The sequence below is a fragment of the Henriciella sp. genome, from assembly GCF_029937755.1.
Taxonomy (GTDB): Bacteria; Pseudomonadota; Alphaproteobacteria; order Caulobacterales; family Hyphomonadaceae; genus Henriciella.
Genome location: NZ_JAPYPG010000003.1, coordinates 338,161 through 353,791 on the forward strand (window position 1 = coordinate 338,161; position 15,631 = coordinate 353,791).

Genomic DNA, 15,631 nt, shown 5'->3' on the forward strand with positions numbered 1-15,631 from the left:
AGGCGTCTAGCGTTCTTTCGGATCGAGCGCATCCCTCAACCCGTCGCCGATGAAGTTGAGGCAGAGCAGCGTGACCGCCATGAGGATCGCCGGCGCCATGAGCAGCCAGGGCTTGTCCTGCATTTCCTTGGCGCCATTGGAGATCAGCACGCCGAGCGAGGTCAGCGGCTCGTTCACGCCAAGGCCGAGGAAGGAGAGGAAGCTTTCGGCCATGATCACGACCGGGATGGTCAGCGTCACATAGACCGCGACAGGGCCGACCACGTTGGGCAGGATGTGGCGGCGGATGATGGCCGGGCCCGAAACACCGGCAGCCCGCGCGGCCTCAATGAATTCCTTGCCCTTGATGGCAAGCGTCTGGCCGCGCACGATCCGGCTCATGGTCAGCCACTCGACGGCACCGATGGCGGCGAAGATCAGGATGATATTCCGCCCGAATACGGTCAGCAGCAGGATGACGAAGAAGATGAAGGGCATGGCGTAGAGCACGTCCACGAACCGCATCATGATGTTGTCGACCTTGCCGCCGACAAAGCCGGCAATCGCGCCCCAGGTCACCCCGATGATCAGCGAGACGATGGTCGCCACCAGACCCACCGACATGGAAATCCGCAGGCCCAGCAGGTTACGCGCGACCAGGTCGCGGCCCTGCTCGTCGGTGCCCAGCAGGTGCCAGTTCTGCAAGGTTGGCGGCAGTTCGGTATCGGCCGAGATTTGGCTGTAATCATGCACCCAGAGCATCGGGCCGAAAGCGGCGAGCAGGATCAGCACGCCCAGAACCCACATGGAGACGACGGCGGCCTTGTTGTTGAACAGGCGGCGCTTGGCATCATCCCAGAGCGAGCGGCCGCCAGCGATCGCCTGCTCCACGGGGTCCTTGCGGCCTGTCATGTCGAGCGTATCAACCATCAGTCGTACTTCACCTTGGGATCGAGGAGGGCGTAGAGGATGTCTGCGATCAGATTGAAGATGACGATCAGGGTCGCGTAGATGATGAGCGCGCCCATGACGAGCGTATAGTCCCGGTTGATCGCGCCATCCACAAAGTAGGAGCCCATGCCCGGCAGGCCAAAGATGCGCTCGATGACCAGCGAGCCGGTCATCACCCGCGCCATGGCCGGGCCGGCATAGGACACCAGCGGCAGCACCGCCGATGGCAGGACGTGGCGCATGATCACCGTGCGCTCGGCAAGGCCCTTGGCGCGGGCGGTGCGCACATGCGGCGAGCGCATCGTCTCGATGGTCGAGGCGCGCATCAGCCGCGAAATGATCGCGATCTGCGGCAGCGCCAGGGTCAGCACTGGCAGCGTCATATTGTGCAGGCTCATCCCGATATTGGGATATTCACCCAGTCCGCCAACGGCGAACAGGCCGGCACCGAGTGCCAGCGTCAGGATCAGGATCGGGCCGGTCACGAAGGTCGGGATGGAGATGCCCGCCATGGCGATCCCCATAACGGTATAGTCGCCCGCCGTGTTCTGGCGCAGCCCGGCAAAAACGCCGAGCGCGGTGCCCACTGTCAGTGCCACCAGCATTGCCAGCGAACCGACCGCGAGACTGACCGGCAGGCCGTCGGCGATAAGGTCGTTCACCGACTTGCCGAGCGTCTTCATGGAAGGGCCGAAATCGCCCTGCAGGACGCCGAGAAGATAGTCCGTGAACTGCTTCCAAAGCGGCTGGTCGAGGCCGAATTTTGCCTTGATGGCCGCCTCGGTCGCCGCATTCAGCTTGCGTTCGCCATCGAACGGCCCGCCCGGGGCCAGGCGCATCATGAAGAAGGCAACGGCAATGATGACGAGAAGCGTCGGAATCGCGAACAGCAGCCGGCGTAAGACATAAGCCCAGGGAATACGGGAGAGGCTTCTCTGTAGCGCTGACACGTCGGGCTTTTCTCTTTTCCGTTTCACCAGAAGCGGTTATCGGCTCTTGGAACTCCGACCCCGCGATCCTAGGTTCACGCCACAGGTTCGCTTGTCAACGCTACATGACACCGAGGTAACAGATGGCCGACATCCGCAAAGTGACAGACTATTTCGCTGTCGCCCCCCAGATTGACGAGTCGGATGTGGAGGAGATCGCCTCCCGGGGATACAAGACGATTATTGCCAATCGCCCGGATGGGGAAGGCGGGATCGACCAGCCGCGCATGGGCTCGATTCGCACCAAGGCCGAGGGGAAGGGAATCACCTTCGTCGCCCTGCCCTTTTCGGGCGCGCCGACCCCGGAAATCATCGAACGCATGCAGTCAATTTTGAACGAAGCGCCGACTCCGGTGTTGGCTTATTGCCGCACTGGCACACGCTCGATCACGGCGTGGGCACTTAGCCATGGCGGACAGGGCCAGGCCGACGAAATCGTCGATACGGCCGCAGATGCAGGCTATGATCTCTCCAGTCTCAAATCCCTGCTCTGATCAATAAATCGTGTGCCAAAGTGAGCGGGAGCACCCTCGTGCTACAGCCGTAAATGGTTGAAACTGCTGGCATGGCGTGCGATCCACTTTTGCTACGTCTGAGGGGGCGGTGAGGAGAAATTGGATGTCACGTAACTGGCTGACAGATTTCAAGTACGAGGACGGCGCCTGGCTGGTGAAGAAGACCGGGCACCGCGTCCCGGCGAATTATCAGCTGGCCAACGATATCTTCACCTGGCTGACCTTCTACACACTGGCCCAGTCCTGGCGCACCTGGCGTCGAATCACCGGGCACAAGCGCCCCACCATTGCCTTCCACCCCGACAAACCACGGCCCTGGTATTTCATCTGGCCGGTCATGCATGCCTCCGGCGCAAAGCTGATCTCCGACGTCTCCACGGCCGACATCGTTTTCCAGTTCGACGACTCGACACATGTCACGCATGAGGCCCCAAAGACCAAGCCCGGCGCGAAACTGGTCAATTTCGGGTGCACCGACATCTCCAAATCCAATGTCGCCTCCGCTTTCGAGCGCGCGGCCGGCTACAGCCTGAAGGTCGATCCGCGCTCCTATGAGGGCCCGATGGTGGAAAAGTCGGAGAAGAATGCCTGTCATGACGGACGAATCATCGAAGGTCCGATGGAGCCGCTCGACGACAAGACCTATCAGCGCCTGATCGACAACGAGATCGATGGCGGCCTGGTCGAAGACCTGCGCTGTTGCATTGTCGGCGGCAGTCCGACGGTCGTCTTCCGCAAGCGCCGCCCGCTGGCCCGCCGATTCCTGAACGAGAATGCTGAAGTTTTGCTCGACGAGCCCAGGAACTGCTACTCAACCGATGAAATTGCTGTGATTGAGCGCTTTGCCGCAGAGCTCGGGCTGGATTGGGGCGGCGTAGACGTGTTACGCGACCGGGCTTCAGGTCGCATCTTCATTGTGGACGCAAACAAGACGGATATGGGCCCGCCGGTGGCACTGAAGCTTGCTCACAAGCTGAAGTCGACCCGCCGCATGGCCAAAGCCTTCGTCACTGCGTTTACCGGGAAGCGGTCAGCCTAGTCACGTCCTACATCTGATGGGCGATTCGAAAACTGCCGAAGAGGTCCCATGGGCATCCCGTTCGTCAAAGAGTTTGATTTTGAATATGGTAAAGTGGAGCAGGTGTCTCCGCTGATCCGCCGCGTTGTCGCGAACAATCCCGGTCCGTTCACGTTTGTCGGAACCGGCGTCTATATCATCGGCCATGGCGAGGTTGCCGTGCTCGATCCGGGCCCCGACCTGCCAGAGCATTTCGAGGTCCTGAAAGAGGTCCTCAAGGACGAGACCATCACGCATGTTCTCGTCAGCCACGGACACTCCGACCACTCCCCGCTGGCCCAGCCGCTGGCCGACTGGGCGGGTTGCAAGACTTACGCAAAGAACTGCGGCGAGCCGACAGCCAAGGGCGAGCTTGGATCGGCCGACGATCTGGGCTTTATGCCGGACGTGAAGGTTGGCGATGGCGACGTCATCTCCGGCCCCGGCTGGACGATCGACGTCATCGAGACCCCTGGCCATACCTCGAACCATCTCTGTTTCGGGCTCCGTGAAGAGAATGCCTGCCTGTCGGGCGATCACATCATGGGCTGGTCGACCACAATCGTCGCGCCGCCGGACGGCAACATGGCCGACTATATGCGCTCGCTCGACAAGATCGAGGCCCGCAATTTTGACATCCTCTGGCCAACTCATGGCGAAGCTGTCCGCGAGGATGTGAACGGCTTTATCCAGGCCTACCGCCAGCACCGCCTCGACCGCGAATCCGCGATCATCAAGCATCTGAAATCCGGCGAGACGAACATCCCGCGCATGGTCGAGACCATGTATGCTGATGTCGACAAGCGCCTGCATCCGGCTGCCGCCATGTCGGTGCTGGGCCATATGCTCAAGCTGGTCGAGGAAGGCCTAGTCGAGACGGCAGACACCACGCCCACCGTGCGGTCGAAATTTGCCTGGAAGGCGCTCCAGAAGACGGGTTAAGGCGCGAACCCCAAGCCCTTCGCAATCTCTCTCACCTTGTCCACACGCCCCGGCGCGGCCTTGTTGACCAGCGCCCAATAGCGCTCGAGCGTCGCCGGGCCGGCCTTGTCCGGAGTGCCGGAATCAAACGGCGGGTGCGGGTCGTATTCGATGGAGAGCTGGATGAATTTCGCGTGGTCCTCGCCACGGATGCGGGCGGCCAGCGCCAGCGCGAAATCGATGCCCGACGTCACGCCGCCTCCGGTCAGGCGATTGCCGTCCAGAACGACTCTTTGCTTCGTGGGGCTCGCGCCGAAGAAGGCGAGTTGCTCATGCGACGCCCAGTGGGTCGTCGCTTCATAGCCGCTCAGCAGACCAGCCGCGCCCAGCACAAGTGCACCGGTACAGACGCTGGTGACCCAGTCGGCCCCCTCTCCCATCCGGCGGACCCAGTCGAGCGCCTCTGCATCCTGCATGACATCCACCGTCCCGAAACCACCCGGCACGCAGAGGATATCGGCCTGGCCCATCTCCCCGAAGGTCTTCGTCGGCAGCAGGGGAAAGCCGGAATCGGTCGGCACGGGGTCACGCGTCTTCCAGACAAGATCGACCGTCGTATTGCCGAGCCGCGAGAGCACCTGCGCCGGGCCGGTCAGGTCCAGCTGGGTGACGTTCGGAAAGACGAGGAATGCGACGGAAATCGGAGACAGGTCGGGCATGGGCAGCCCTCCATGAGGTGAGGTTCATGCCCAGGCGCACGGCTTGTCCAATGCTGCGCTCCACGGTGGTGACCCACCTTAAGCGCCAGTCACGCAGCCCGTCTCCTATACGCTTAAATCATCGCGCCGTCGATCACGGCTCGAGACGTCCGTCTGCCCGGTCCTGGAGTTCGGAGAGAAAGCTCGACACGCGCTTGGCATTCACGCCGAGGTCCGACAGGCCGACGCGGCTGATGGAGCGCATGTCGACTCGCGTCGCGCCTTCGACGGAACGGATACGAACGGCGACGTCATCCCTGAACCCGAACCAGCCGGATGTGACTGTCGCTTCGAGCATGGTCTGCTCGACATCCTCACCCATTTCCGGCTTCGTGAAGATGTCCCAGCCGCGGTTCTCGGCGATGCGCAGCGCATAGGCGGCGACCTCGCCGGGAGACTGGTCGAAATAGACCGGTTCGATCGGGCGGTCATAGGCCGGCGGGACGGTCTCGCCATCCTCGACACGTTCCTGCTCAGCCTCTTCCTGAACTTCGGAGACATGGCGTCCGCCCATGCCGGGCCAGCGGTCCTCGATGCCCGGCGCTTCCGGAATGACCGGATCGTCCTCGACCGGGTTCATCGCGTCGGCGCTCTTGCGCTGGGCGAGCAACGTGTCTGAGAAGCGGACCGGATCATCCCAGTCGGTCTGGATATCATGGATCGGCGGGAGGCTCGCGGCCTGGGCGCCAAAGCCGATCAGGCGGAAGAGCAGCATCAGCGCGATGAGCAGCGCCGCGAGCCCGAGAATGACCGGCTGGGTGCGCGGCGACTTGATGAAACCGACGATCAGCGCGATGCCGGCGAGGCCGGTTGCGATAAAGGCAATGGGCGGGCCCCATCCAATGGTCATCGTGCCAAGGCCGAACTGCCAACCCCAGAGCCCGTACTTCGTCCCCAGCGCTGCTGCAGCGAACCAGATGACCGCAAGAATGGAAACGACAAGCGCCGCGCCCGACAGTTTCGTGCGCCAGCCTGCACTCTGGACAGTATCACTCATTCACTCGCTCCCGTTTCCTCAGGCGCGAGACATATCGTCTTGGCGCCTGAGGGCAAGGCCGGAAAGCAAAGCGTGAGCGGACGCGATCGGTCCGGTCAGGCTGTCGGGAGTGTATAGTCCTTGAACATTTCCCGCAGCTTGAGCTTGTTGATCTTGCCGGTCGCGCCGAGCGGAATTTCTTCCACGAACTGGACATCATCCGGCGTCCACCACTTGGCTATCTTGCCTTCCAGCTGCTTGAGCACCTCTTCCTTGGAGGGTGTCTCACCCGGTGCCGGCTGCACGATCAGCAGCGGGCGCTCATCCCATTTCGGGTGGTAGATGCCGATCGCGGCGGCATTGGCGACCTGCGGATGGCCGACTGCGAAGTTCTCGATGTCGATGGAGGAAATCCACTCGCCGCCGGACTTGATCACATCCTTGGCGCGGTCGGTGATCTGCATTGTCGAGTGCTCGTCCAGCGTCGCCACGTCACCCGTGTCGAAGAAACCATTCTCGTCCAGCACCTCGCCGCCATCGCCCTTGAAGTAGGCAGAGGCAATGGCCGGACCGCGGCAGACCAGCCGGCCGGAGGTTTCCCCGTCACGCGGCAGGTCATCGCCATTGTCGTCGACGATCTTGAGTTCGACACCGAAGGGCGGACGGCCCTGCGTCAGCTTATAGGTCATCTGCTCTTCATGCGGGGCGTCGACCAGGTGCGCCGGCAATGCGCCGAGCGTGCCGAGCGGCGAGAGTTCCGTCATGCCCCAGGCATGGAAGACCTCGACATCGTAATTCTCCTCGAAGGCCCGCAGGATCCGCTCCGGCACGGCCGAGCCGCCGATGACGACCTTGCGCAGGTGCGGCAGCTTGAGATTGTTTTCTTCGAGATAGGCCAGCAGCAGCAGCCAGACCGTCGGCACGGCCGCGGTGATCGTTACCTTCTCCTTGTCGAGCAGTTCGTAGATCGCCTTGCCGGACATGTCGGCGCCCGGCATGACGAGCTTTGCGCCGGTCGCCGGGCAGGCAAAGGCAAGCCCCCAGGCATTGGCGTGAAACATCGGCACCACCGGCAGGACGACATCAGCCGCGCCCATGCCCAGCGTGTCGACGCCCATGGTGATGAAAGTGTGGAGCACGTTGGAGCGGTGGGAATAGAGCACGCCTTTCGGGTTGCCCGTCGTGCCCGAGGTGTAGCAGAGCCCGCAAGCGGTATTCTCGTCGAAGCCGCCCCACTCGACATCCTGCGAGCGGCCATCGATCCAGAGCTCATAGGACACCGCGCCGAGCGAGTTCTCCGGCATATTGTCCGGGTCGGTCAGGATGATGAATTTCTCGATCGTCTTCAGCTGCGGTTTCGCGGCCTCGACCAGCGGCAGGAAGGTCGTATCGAACATCAGGATACGGTCTTCGGCGTGGTTGGCGATATAGGCGATCTGGTCAGGGTGAAGACGCGGATTGATGGTGTGCAGCACAGCCCCGATGCCCATCGTGCCATACCAGGCTTCCATATGCTTGTCGGTGTTCCAGGCGAGCGTGGCGACCCGGTCGCCGAGCTTGATGCCTTCATCCTTCAGCGCACTGGAAACCTGCTTGGCGCGTTCGCGAAGCTTCCGGTAATTCGTGCGCGTGATATTGCCCTCAACCGTGCGCGTGACGATCTCGCGGTCACCATGATTATGGGCGGCATGATCCAGGACCTTGTCCACGGTCAGCTGCCAGCTCTGCATCAATCCTTGCATTGTCTTCTCCTCCTGCGCTCTGGCGGCGCGTGCATTTCGTAGCGTTCACAATCCTTCTACGTCCCGTTAGGGTAGCCAGCAAGAAAAGGAAAGGTGTTCTCCCTGATGAAGTGTCCCAAGAGCCTTGTTTTTGCAGCAATCGGCGCCGGTCTGCTGGCAGCTTGCGAGCAGACGGCCCCGCCAGAAACCTATTCCGAACCCGGCGGTGAAATGACCAGCACCGACATGGATGCGGATGCTGGCGACGTGCAATCGGGCGAAACGAAGCTGGCCACGCTCTTCGACTGCGTGCGCGAGGAAGGGGGCCTGCTCCTGGCCGCGCATCGCGGCGGCCCCGCGCCCGGCTATCCCAAAAACGCGATCGAGACTCTTGATCATGCCCTCTCCAGTGCGGCCTTCGTGATGGAAGTCGACATCGCCGAGAGCCGGGATGGCACGCTCTTCCTGATGCATGACCGCACGCTCGGGCGCACGACCAGTGGCTCCGGCGCAGTCGCCGATACCGACTGGGCGGCGATCGCTTCGCTCGACCTTGTCGACAATGAGGGCACCGTGACCGACTTCAATCCGCCAACGCTCGACGCGGCCCTCGACTGGGCGGTCGAAAACGATGCCATCCTGGAACTCGACCGCAAGGAAACGACCAGCTTCCGCAAGATCGTCTCCGCCGTGCGCGACGCCGGCGCAACGTCGAACGTCATCCTCATCACCTATAATGACGACCAGGCCCGGCAGGTCGCGAAGCTGGCGCCTGAGATGATGATGACCGCCGGTATCGGCGGCCCGCAGCATGAGGCCGAGCTGCTGGAGAGCGGGATCGACCCCGACAATCTCATCGCCTGGACCGGTACCAGCACCCCGGTCCCCGGCAAGTGGAAGGCGCTCGCCGGCAAGGGCATCGAGAGCGCCTTCGGCACGCTGGGGCGTCCGGGTGAACGCCTCGATGATCAGTACTGGGCCGATGACGACCCATCCGAGTATAGCGAGCTTGCCCGCGGCGGGCTGACCATGCTGGCAACCGATGAGCCCTACCGCCTCGCCCGTGCTGATGGCTGGATCGGGACCGCGCAGGACATCGCCCGAAAGGAATGTATGGGCGACTTCCGGGACTAGCGGCTTGACGGACCGGGAAAGCAGGCCTATCTGCCCGCCTCAGGTCTGAGACGCCTGCCGTTCGCCGGACATCACTGTCCGATGGTGAAGATCTCCGGGGCTCATCCCCGATTTTGTGACAGGTCCCTATCTCTTTATTTGAGACCGGCCTGCGGCAAGGCGAACGCCCGCTTCTTTTGCCCGGTCCAGATGAGAGGGTCGTCTCCCGATGACATATACCATTACTACCCGTGCGCAGGCGAAAGCACGTGCGCGTGAACTGCGTGCCGAGTCCGCCACTCGCGGCAAAAGCCTCAGTCACGCCAATGCGCTGGAAGCCGTCGCGCATGAGCTGGGCTATCGCGACTGGAACACCGCTTCCGCGCGCCTTTCCAACCAGCCGGAAATTCCCCTGCAGGTTGGAGAGCGCGTATCGGGCCGTTACCTCAAACAGCCCTTTCAGGGCCGCGTGCACGGCGTACGCGAACTTGCCGGCGGCATGGGGTACGAGGTCGTTTTGCACTTTGACGAGCCCGTGGATGTTGTTGAATTCGATAGCTTTTCAGGGCTTCGCCAACGTGTCAGTGCAATGATTTCCGACGATGGCGTCTCCTGGAACAAGACCAGCGACGGCGTTCCGCACCTGGTCCTCCAGCGCGATAGCGCTCATCTGATCTAGCATCAATCTGCCGGGATTTTCCCGGCAGATTTTGAATTTCTACCAAAAAGAGAATGATTGTCCCGTATTTTCGGGACGCGGAAACCTGCTGTTTATCATCCTTGTATAGGAAAGCGTCATAGAGGGCGGCACCGGGCAGTTCACTTTGCCCGATACCGCCGGGGTTGGGGTTTCAGCGTGGTTTCTATCCTGAGGACATTCTTCTATCTCGGACCGCTGTTCTTCGCGGTCGGCTTCCTTGTGCCGCTGACGGCCCAGCTCATTGAAGCCTCCGGCTGGACACCACCTTTCGGTCTGAGCGCACTGCATTGCGGGTTCATTGTCGGTGCAGCCCTCGGCCTTCCAGCACAGATAAGGGGACGATGGATCTGATGAGCGAACGCGACCTCAGCCAGCTTTCCGATCGCGAACTCCAGTATATGGAGCGTGAGATCGCGCGCCGCCATATCGGGAAATTCCCCTGGTTCACCGTCATTGGCGCCTTTGTGAACCTCGCTCTGTGGGTGTCGCTCTGGCCGCTTGTTTTCATGGGGCTGATCCCTGTCTGGCTCGGGCTGATCATTGCCACGATCACGGCCACGATCAGCTACCTGCCCTCCCACGAGGCGCAGCATGACATTATCGCCCGCCCGGGATCGAAGCTTTTCTGGCTTAACGAAACCGTCGGGTATCTCTCCACGATCCCGCTCGCCCTGCCCTATCAGGTCGCCAAGATCACGCACCGCGAGCATCACCTTCACACCAATCATGACGATTTCGATCCGGACATCTCTTCTCGCGCTAATGGCCCGTGGCACGCCATCTGGAGAACGATCGAGAACCGCCAGCCGCGTGGAAAAGGGGCCTTCAACGCCTATGGCCGCACGCTGATCCGCCTGAAGCGGTTTGATGCACTCAGAGCAGGCGCCCTCTACCGGTTTGGCTGGTATGTCATTCTGTTTGGCCTGGCCTGGTCCGGTCACGCCATCGAGGCAGCCTGTCTGTGGTGGCTGCCCCACCATCTCGCCTACACCTACATCCAGTATTATCTGAGCTGGGCCCCGCACCATCCGGCGAAAGAGACAGGTCGCCTGCGCGCCACGCGCAGCTTCCGCGCCGCGGTCGGCAATATCCTCTCATTCGGCATGCAGTTTCACATCGTGCATCACCTGCACCCGCGCATTCCGCTGCTGCGTACCGAAGAAGCCTATTGGGAAATGCGCCCCATCCTTGAAGCGCGCGGCGCGAACGTTCACGACCTTTAAGACGGGCGTCTTACGGATAAAGCCGGTGATGCGTCCAGACGCCGGCCTTGCGGACGAATTTCAGCCGGTCGTGCATCCGGAAGGCCTGATCCTGCCAGAACTCCATCTCGTCGGGCACAAGCCTGTAGCCGCCCCAGGTCTTCGGGCGCGGAATGTCATCGCGGCCTTCATATTCCTTCTGGAGCGCAGCAATACGCTCGTCGAAAGTCTCGCGGGATGGCAGCGGACGCGACTGGTCGGACGCGATTGCGCTCAAACGGCTTTCGCGGGCGCGTGAGGCGAAATAGGCGTCGGCTTCGTCTGCCGGGACCGGCTGGACCACGCCACGGATACGCACCTGGCGCCGCAGCGATTTCCAGTGAAACCCGAGCGCGGCAACAGGATTGTCCTTGAGCTGGACGCCCTTCACGCTGCCGAAATTGGTATAGAAGGCAAAACCGTTTTCGGAGATGTCCTTGAGCAGGACGATGCGCACGTCAGGGCGGCCATGCGTATCGACCGTCGCCAGCGACATGGCATTGGAATCGTTCGGCTCAGCCGCGCGCGCGGCCGCCATCCAGTCGCGGAACAGTGGAATTGGGTCGGCCACATCAGGAATGAGTGGCTTGCCCTCGCTGTCCTTCTGATACTCTTCCGCACTCGGACTGGGCGGAATGACCTGCGCTGATTCGTGTTCGCTCATCTTTGTTCCTGTCTTTCGTTCAAGCCAGAATGCCACCATCCACACGAAGCACCTGCCCGGTGATGTAATCCGCCTTGTCTGACGCCAGGAAAGTCACAGCATCGGCAATATTCTGCGCACTGCCCCAGCGGCCTTCCAGCGGCACCACCTTGCCGATCCGCTCCATTGTCTTTTCCCGGTCGACAGCACCGCTTTCGAAAGCGGTCTTCCACATACCATCGTCGATAACACCCGGCGCCACGGCATTTACGCGCACCCCGGACCGGCCAAGGTCGATCGACATGTTTCGCGTCATGGAGTTCACCGCGCCTTTTGAGGCGGAATAGGCGATCTGCCCGATGCTGCCCGTGCTCGCCGAGACCGAAGAGATGTTCACGATGTTGCCCTTGCGCGACTTCAGGCTATCGGTCAGCGCATCGGTGAGCAGGATCAGGTTGCGGACATTGATGGTGAGCGTCGCGTCGAGATTTTCTTCCGTCACCTTGCCGGCCGGTTCGTAAACGCTGACCCCGGCATTGTTGACCAGGATATCGACCGGCCCGAGCTGCTCAAGGATAGCTTCTGCGAGCGGCTTCCAGCCTTCCGGAGAGCCGAGATCGGCGTGCAGGACGACCGGATCGTTGGGAAGGTCTTTCGCGATCTTGTCGAGCGCCTCGGTGTTGCGCGCGATGAGCGCGACGCGGGCGCCGTTTTCTGCGAGCGTGCGTGCAATCGCCTCGCCGATGCCACGGCTGGCGCCTGTGACGACGGCATTCTTGCCGGAGAGGTCGTAGGTCATCGAAGTCCTGCCCTTGCTGTTTTTCTGAGCCCCTGAGGGTATTGGATTTCAAGGACTTATCAATGATTGTGCGAGGAATTGGCGATATGTTTGCATGACGCCGGAGACGGGTCTGTTCAAACCCGCCGATTTGCGCTTCAAGGCTCAACCATGTCGCATAACACTTTCGGCCACCTTTTCCGTGTCACCACCTGGGGCGAAAGCCACGGGGCCGCGCTTGGCTGCGTCGTGGATGGCTGCCCGCCGGGCCTGAAACTGGACGAGGCCTTCGTCCAGGCCTTCCTTGATGCCCGCAAGCCCGGCACCAGCCGCTTCGTCACCCAGCGCAAGGAGCCGGACCAGGTGCGCATCCTGTCAGGCGTCTTCGAGGACGATCGCACCGACGGCCAGGTGACCACCGGCACGCCGGTCTCGATGATGATCGAGAATGTCGACCAGCGCTCCAAGGACTATTCCGAAATCCGCGATCGCTACCGGCCCGGCCATGCCGACTATGCCTATGACCAGAAATACGGGATCCGCGACTATCGCGGCGGCGGGCGCAGCTCGGCGCGCGAAACGGCGGCCCGTGTCGCTGCCGGCGCCGTCGCGCGGCGCGTTCTGGGCGATGACAACCAGATCCGCGGCGCCGTCGTCCAGATCGGCCCGCACGCCATCGACCGCGAGGCGTGGGACTGGGACGAGACGACAAGGAACCCCTTCTGGTGCCCGGACGCAGCCGCCGCCGCAAAGTGGGAAGCGTTTCTCGACGAGACCCGCAAGGCCGGCTCAAGCGCTGGCGCTGTGGTCGAGGTGCAGGCCTCCGGCGTTCCGGCCGGTTGGGGCGCGCCGGTCTATGGCAAGCTCGATGCGGAACTCGCCGGAGCGATGATGAGCATCAATGCGGCCAAGGGCGTCGAGATCGGCGCAGGCTTCGCCGCTGCCGCGTTCTCCGGTGAACAGAATGCCGACGAGATGCGCATGGGCAATGAGGGCGTGCGCTTCCTGTCGAACAATAATGGCGGCGTCGCCGGCGGCATCTCGACCGGGCAGGATGTTGTCGTGCGCATCGCGATCAAGCCGACCTCGTCGATCCTGACGATGACCCAGTCGGTCACCCGTGATGGCGAGGAGGTCGATGTCCGCACCAAGGGCCGTCACGATCCATGCGTCGGGATCCGCGCCGTTCCGGTCGCCGAAGCCATGCTCGCCTGCGTGCTGGCGGACGCGAAGCTGCGTCATCGCGGGCAGATGGGCTAAAGGTCGAGCACCATCTGGATATCACAGCGGCTATAGGGCGATGGTGTCTCCTCACCGCAGGCAAGCTCGCGGAAGCCGGCCGCGCGATAGAGACCAAGTGCGGCATCGAGCTTGCGGTTGGATTCCAGCCAGATACGGCTTGCCCCCATGTCGCGCGCGGCTGTCACGCAGGCGCTCATCAGGGCCTTGCCCACGCCCTTGCCGCGAAGGTCGGCGCGCGCACTCATCTTCACGAGTTCGAGCACACCCGGTTCATGCCCGCGGACAAGCCCCGCGGTACCGACAGGCTCACCCTCAATTTCAGCAATAAGGACGCATCCCCCCGCATCAATGATCACGGTCTGCGGATCGTCGAGCTGGGCAAGGTCAGAGGGCTCAATATCGAACAGCTGCTCGATCCAGGCCAGATTGAGCGATTTGAAAGCTGCCGCGTCAGCGGGCGCGTATGGACGAACCCGAACCATGTCCTGCCAACTGTGCTACCCGACGAAGGCCTTTTCAATCACGAATTCGGCCGGCGCGGCGTTGGAGCCTTCGGTCAGACCGGCTTCGATCATCAGCTCTTTCATTTCGAGCGTCATCGGCATCGAGCCGCAGATCATGGCACGGTCGGTCGACGGGTCGAGCGGCGGCAGGTCGAGCGCCTTGAACAGGTCGCCGGAGCGGATGAGGTCGGTCGGACGGCCCATGCGTTCGAACTGTTCCTGCGTGCAGGAGGTGAAGAGCTTGAGCTTGCCGTGCACCATCTCACCGACCAGCGGATCGTTGACGAGATCCTCGACCAGCTTGGTCGAATATTGCAGCTCGCCATTCTCGCGGCAGGTATGGGTGACGATCACGTCTTCGAACTTCTCATAGGTTTCCGGATCGCGGACCAGGCTTGCGAAGGGCGCAAAGCCGGTACCGGTGGAGAACATGTAGAGCCGCTTGCCGGGCGTCAGCGCGTCGAGGACGAGCGTGCCGGTCGGCTTCTTGCCGAGCAGAACCTTGTCGCCCGGCTGGATTTTCTGAAGGCGCGAGGTCAGCGGACCGTCCGGCACCTTGATGGAGTAGAACTCAAGCGAGTCGTCCCAGGCCGGAGAGGCGACCGAATAGGCGCGCAGGATCGGCTTGCCGCTCTCCTGCGGCAGACCGATCATCACGAACTCGCCCGAGCGGAAGCGGAAGCTTTGCGGGCGCGAGATACGGAAGGAGAAGAGTCGGTCGGTATAGTGCTCGACCGACAGCACGGTCTCCTCGCTCGGGGCATTCGGATTAACGCGCGGCGTGGCTGTTTCCTGGCTCGCAGATGTCATGCTCTGATCCTGAAACGATTATGTTCGCTGCGTGACATGACCGCCCGGGCGCAATTGTGCAAGGCAACAAATGATCGCATTAGCAGAACTAAAACAGACCGACGCCCTTCATACAGCTCCACCCAGCTGATAGGCCCGACGACAGGAGCCGTTCGGCGACAGGCCGGACCGCATCCGGCCCGAGAGGAAACGGAGGGAAATTATCATCATGAAAAACCAAGTCCTGTCATTCGCGTTCGCCGCAGGCTTTGTGGCATTCCCAGCAGCGGCTCACGCTCAGACCGGCCCGGTCGCGGACAAGCTCGGCGCCAGCATGGAGTCGTGCGAGAACGCCATGACAGAGGCCGCAAAGGCATCGGACTTCACAATCGCGAAAGGACCTTGCAATGAAACGCTGGCCCAGATCAAGGCGATCGATGCGGCAGGCGGTCTTTCCGCCGAAGAGCGGGCGCTGACCGAGTATGCCTATCTGAATACCTATCTCACCAAGACGTCCATATCGATCAAGATCCACGGCAAGGACGTGCCGGAGGAGACGTGCCCATATCTCCACAAGGCCGTCGATCATGGGGAAGCGATCATCGTCGAGGACCTGCCCCAGAGCGTGCAGCTGCAGGCGCAATTCTTCATGCGACAGGCGCTCGGTTCGGAGCAGAAATGCCCGGCAGACCAGGACCCCGCACAATGAAAAACGGGCGCGAGGATGCTCCTCGCGCCCGCTTGAATGGGGGTCG

General features: G+C 62.1%; 18 protein-coding genes and 1 riboswitch. Of the genes, 9 read left to right on the forward strand and 9 right to left on the reverse strand.

All coding sequences use genetic code 11. From position 1 onward, the window contains the following. Positions 1–6: 6 nt before the first annotated feature. Entirely contained in the window at positions 7–909 is a 903-nt protein-coding gene (locus Q1K29_RS09240) for an ABC transporter permease subunit (protein WP_300393719.1), read from the reverse strand. Further along, positions 909–1,880 (reverse strand): ABC transporter permease subunit, encoded by a 972-nt coding sequence (locus Q1K29_RS09245; protein WP_300393722.1) that lies wholly within the window; start codon positions 1,878–1,880, stop codon positions 909–911. The genes Q1K29_RS09240 and Q1K29_RS09245 overlap by 1 nt, the downstream gene beginning before the upstream one ends. 122 nt (positions 1,881–2,002) lie before the next feature. On the opposite strand from Q1K29_RS09245, the gene Q1K29_RS09250 reads away from it, so the two are divergent. From Q1K29_RS09250 to Q1K29_RS09260, 3 genes are all read left to right on the forward strand, one after another. Beyond that, positions 2,003–2,413, forward strand: coding sequence for a TIGR01244 family sulfur transferase (locus Q1K29_RS09250; RefSeq protein WP_300393725.1), 411 nt, complete (start codon positions 2,003–2,005; stop codon positions 2,411–2,413). 124 nt (positions 2,414–2,537) lie between these two features. After that, positions 2,538–3,473 (forward strand): hypothetical protein, encoded by a 936-nt coding sequence (locus Q1K29_RS09255; protein WP_300393728.1) that lies wholly within the window; start codon positions 2,538–2,540, stop codon positions 3,471–3,473. A gap of 48 nt (positions 3,474–3,521) precedes the next feature. Beyond that, the gene (locus Q1K29_RS09260; RefSeq protein ID WP_300393731.1) at positions 3,522–4,433 is read left to right on the forward strand and encodes an MBL fold metallo-hydrolase; all 912 of its coding nucleotides are present in this window, start codon (positions 3,522–3,524) and stop codon (positions 4,431–4,433) included. Here Q1K29_RS09260 and Q1K29_RS09265 read toward each other — a convergent pair. The 3 genes from Q1K29_RS09265 to Q1K29_RS09275 all read right to left on the reverse strand — a co-directional run bounded on the left by Q1K29_RS09265 (position 4,430) and on the right by Q1K29_RS09275 (position 7,888). Further along, positions 4,430–5,131, reverse strand: a complete 702-nt coding sequence (locus tag Q1K29_RS09265) for a DJ-1/PfpI family protein (RefSeq protein ID WP_300393734.1) — start codon at positions 5,129–5,131, stop codon at positions 4,430–4,432. The genes Q1K29_RS09260 and Q1K29_RS09265 overlap by 4 nt on opposite strands. A gap of 21 nt (positions 5,132–5,152) precedes the next feature. Then, positions 5,153–5,234: riboswitch (ZMP/ZTP riboswitch) on the reverse strand. A 30-nt stretch (positions 5,235–5,264) separates the two neighbouring features. Further along, positions 5,265–6,167, reverse strand: coding sequence for a DUF1499 domain-containing protein (locus Q1K29_RS09270; protein ID WP_300393737.1), 903 nt, complete (start codon positions 6,165–6,167; stop codon positions 5,265–5,267). Between the two features lie 95 nt (positions 6,168–6,262). After that, positions 6,263–7,888 carry a long-chain-fatty-acid--CoA ligase gene (locus Q1K29_RS09275; protein ID WP_300393740.1) on the reverse strand — a complete coding sequence of 542 codons (1,626 nt, stop codon included), beginning with the start codon at positions 7,886–7,888 and terminating at the stop codon, positions 6,263–6,265. A 105-nt stretch (positions 7,889–7,993) separates the two neighbouring features. Between Q1K29_RS09275 and Q1K29_RS09280 the strand changes: the two genes are divergently transcribed. The 4 genes from Q1K29_RS09280 (at position 7,994) to Q1K29_RS09295 (ending at position 10,903) form a co-directional block, all read left to right on the forward strand. After that, a complete protein-coding gene (locus Q1K29_RS09280; RefSeq protein WP_300393743.1) occupies positions 7,994–9,001 on the forward strand; it encodes a glycerophosphodiester phosphodiesterase family protein in 1,008 nt (335 codons plus the stop codon). A gap of 208 nt (positions 9,002–9,209) precedes the next feature. Next, positions 9,210–9,659: a glyoxalase superfamily protein gene (locus Q1K29_RS09285; protein WP_300393746.1), complete on the forward strand. Its 450-nt coding sequence runs from the start codon at positions 9,210–9,212 to the stop codon at positions 9,657–9,659. 177 nt (positions 9,660–9,836) lie between these two features. After that, positions 9,837–10,031, forward strand: coding sequence for a hypothetical protein (locus Q1K29_RS09290; RefSeq protein ID WP_300393749.1), 195 nt, complete (start codon positions 9,837–9,839; stop codon positions 10,029–10,031). Beyond that, complete coding sequence (locus Q1K29_RS09295) at positions 10,031–10,903, forward strand: fatty acid desaturase (protein WP_300393753.1); 873 nt, start codon at positions 10,031–10,033, stop codon at positions 10,901–10,903. The genes Q1K29_RS09290 and Q1K29_RS09295 overlap by 1 nt, the downstream gene beginning before the upstream one ends. 10 nt (positions 10,904–10,913) lie before the next feature. Here Q1K29_RS09295 and pdxH read toward each other — a convergent pair whose 3' ends face one another. Together pdxH and Q1K29_RS09305 are read right to left on the reverse strand one after the other, a co-directional pair. Continuing rightward, entirely contained in the window at positions 10,914–11,585 is a 672-nt protein-coding gene (gene pdxH / locus Q1K29_RS09300; RefSeq protein ID WP_300393755.1) for a pyridoxamine 5'-phosphate oxidase, read from the reverse strand. Positions 11,586–11,604: 19 nt separating this feature from the next. Further along, complete coding sequence (locus Q1K29_RS09305) at positions 11,605–12,363, reverse strand: SDR family oxidoreductase (RefSeq protein ID WP_300393758.1); 759 nt, start codon at positions 12,361–12,363, stop codon at positions 11,605–11,607. 150 nt (positions 12,364–12,513) lie between these two features. Here Q1K29_RS09305 and aroC point away from each other — a divergent pair, with 150 nt between their 5' ends. After that, complete coding sequence (gene aroC, locus Q1K29_RS09310; protein ID WP_300393764.1) at positions 12,514–13,602, forward strand: chorismate synthase; 1,089 nt, start codon at positions 12,514–12,516, stop codon at positions 13,600–13,602. Here the strand turns inward: aroC and Q1K29_RS09315 are convergent. Beyond that, positions 13,599–14,066 carry a GNAT family N-acetyltransferase gene (locus Q1K29_RS09315; RefSeq protein WP_300393768.1) on the reverse strand — a complete coding sequence of 156 codons (468 nt, stop codon included), beginning with the start codon at positions 14,064–14,066 and terminating at the stop codon, positions 13,599–13,601. The genes aroC and Q1K29_RS09315 overlap by 4 nt on opposite strands. A gap of 15 nt (positions 14,067–14,081) precedes the next feature. Then, the gene (locus tag Q1K29_RS09320; RefSeq protein WP_300393771.1) at positions 14,082–14,897 is read right to left on the reverse strand and encodes a ferredoxin--NADP reductase; all 816 of its coding nucleotides are present in this window, start codon (positions 14,895–14,897) and stop codon (positions 14,082–14,084) included. Positions 14,898–15,105: 208 nt separating this feature from the next. On the opposite strand from Q1K29_RS09320, the gene Q1K29_RS09325 reads away from it, so the two are divergent. Then, entirely contained in the window at positions 15,106–15,585 is a 480-nt protein-coding gene (locus tag Q1K29_RS09325; RefSeq protein ID WP_300393774.1) for a hypothetical protein, read from the forward strand. Positions 15,586–15,631: the final 46 nt, after the last annotated feature.

Bases quoted from the DNA above. Each gene is read 5' to 3' on its own strand.
- Q1K29_RS09240 (WP_300393719.1), bottom strand. From the start codon at position 909: ATGGTTGATACGCTCGACATGACAGGCCGCAAGGACCCCGTGGAGCAG.
- Q1K29_RS09250 (WP_300393725.1), top strand. From the start codon at position 2,003: ATGGCCGACATCCGCAAAGTGACAGACTATTTCGCTGTCGCCCCCCAG.
- Q1K29_RS09255 (WP_300393728.1), top strand. From the start codon at position 2,538: ATGTCACGTAACTGGCTGACAGATTTCAAGTACGAGGACGGCGCCTGG.
- Q1K29_RS09260 (WP_300393731.1), top strand. From the start codon at position 3,522: ATGGGCATCCCGTTCGTCAAAGAGTTTGATTTTGAATATGGTAAAGTG.
- Q1K29_RS09265 (WP_300393734.1), bottom strand. From the start codon at position 5,131: ATGCCCGACCTGTCTCCGATTTCCGTCGCATTCCTCGTCTTTCCGAAC.
- Q1K29_RS09270 (WP_300393737.1), bottom strand. From the start codon at position 6,167: ATGAGTGATACTGTCCAGAGTGCAGGCTGGCGCACGAAACTGTCGGGC.
- Q1K29_RS09275 (WP_300393740.1), bottom strand. From the start codon at position 7,888: ATGCAAGGATTGATGCAGAGCTGGCAGCTGACCGTGGACAAGGTCCTG.
- Q1K29_RS09280 (WP_300393743.1), top strand. From the start codon at position 7,994: ATGAAGTGTCCCAAGAGCCTTGTTTTTGCAGCAATCGGCGCCGGTCTG.
- Q1K29_RS09285 (WP_300393746.1), top strand. From the start codon at position 9,210: ATGACATATACCATTACTACCCGTGCGCAGGCGAAAGCACGTGCGCGT.
- Q1K29_RS09295 (WP_300393753.1), top strand. From the start codon at position 10,031: ATGAGCGAACGCGACCTCAGCCAGCTTTCCGATCGCGAACTCCAGTAT.
- pdxH (WP_300393755.1), bottom strand. From the start codon at position 11,585: ATGAGCGAACACGAATCAGCGCAGGTCATTCCGCCCAGTCCGAGTGCG.
- Q1K29_RS09305 (WP_300393758.1), bottom strand. From the start codon at position 12,363: ATGACCTACGACCTCTCCGGCAAGAATGCCGTCGTCACAGGCGCCAGC.
- aroC (WP_300393764.1), top strand. From the start codon at position 12,514: ATGTCGCATAACACTTTCGGCCACCTTTTCCGTGTCACCACCTGGGGC.
- Q1K29_RS09315 (WP_300393768.1), bottom strand. From the start codon at position 14,066: ATGGTTCGGGTTCGTCCATACGCGCCCGCTGACGCGGCAGCTTTCAAA.
- Q1K29_RS09320 (WP_300393771.1), bottom strand. From the start codon at position 14,897: ATGACATCTGCGAGCCAGGAAACAGCCACGCCGCGCGTTAATCCGAAT.
- Q1K29_RS09325 (WP_300393774.1), top strand. From the start codon at position 15,106: ATGAAAAACCAAGTCCTGTCATTCGCGTTCGCCGCAGGCTTTGTGGCA.